Genomic DNA, 1,183 nt, shown 5'->3' with positions numbered 1-1,183 from the left:
CCTTTTCTAAATTCTAATTGTATCCTGAGGGGCGTCAAGGAATGACAGTGTTACCTGTTTTTAGTAAAAGAAAACTCGAACTTTCAATTACCAGGTTACACCGTATAGAACGGTGTGAGTTCCTTCTAAAGGGGGGGATTTCTTTTTTAAGGATTAGACAATCAACTCCACACCACTATCCGTTTCACCCATAACAATTAAAAAATGGCCTTCGATCTCTGCAAGCAAAGTTTCCATATCCTTCCCTTGTAAGGGAATCTGTCCACCGGCCATTGTTCCGTGTCCGCCTGCTTTTCCGGGCGGGACAATGACTTGTTGAATGATATTGCCAGCATTTTGTCCCATCGGTTCGGTACGAAGCGAGAGATGCAGGGTGTCTTCGTGTTGCCCCAGACAAAGCGCGGCATGGGTGTTCTGCAAGCGGATGAGGATGTCTGCCATTTCAGCGGCAAAGTCTGGCTGCTCCATCAATCCGAGGCGCGCTACGATCACCTTTCCGAACAAGCGAGTCGCATGTAACCCTCGGCTTAAGGCATGGAAATATCCACGGCTCAAGCTGGCCAGTTCAACCTTGGCTAATTCCTGCTGATCCAGGTAGTGGAGCAATTCTAAAAAGGCTACTTCATCAGCAGGTGATGCGCCCCGTGACAGGCTACGTGTGTCAGTCTTAAGTCCATAGAACATCGCTGTTGCCAGGATCGGATCGGGTTGAATTCCAGAGGCTTCCATGTATTGGAATAACATCGTAACCGTCGAGCCCATCTCCGTACGAATATCGGCATATGACACCGTATCGATCATCTCCCGAACCGGGTAGTGGTGATCGATCACAATGTGTTTCGGGTGGACTGTGTTGAGGCGGTTGTTCCCGGCGCCCGGTTGCGTATCTACCTGTGCTACTGCGGTATAGCCCCTCAGATCAGGCAATATGTCGCTGTGTTCCCATTCAGGGGTCAGGCGTTTAAGAACGGCCTGGTTTTCTGCACGGGCAACCAGACCGCTATAAACAAGTTGGCTGGGAATATCCCAGGCTTCTCGAAACAGAGTTGCTAACGCTTTGCCAGAAGCCAGCGAATCCGGGTCTGGGTTATCGTGCGTCAGGATGAGTACAGGGCCTTTTCCTGCGGTTGAGCGCAATTTATCCAAGTGGGTTTGGTTAATTGGGTTATTCATCTCGATAATT

1 protein-coding gene is annotated in these 1,183 nt (G+C 49.7%); it reads right to left on the bottom strand.

Translation table 11 applies throughout. The features are described 5' to 3' along the window. Positions 1-153: 153 nt before the first annotated feature. The coding region (locus AC3DOM_RS17500; protein WP_487920323.1) for a DHH family phosphoesterase at positions 154-1,183 on the bottom strand (1,030 nt) is incomplete at its 5' end.

This window comes from Candidatus Desulfolinea nitratireducens (assembly GCF_982879505.1).
Note: the sequence above shows the minus strand (reverse complement) of the source record. Positions and strands in the feature narration are given on the sequence as shown.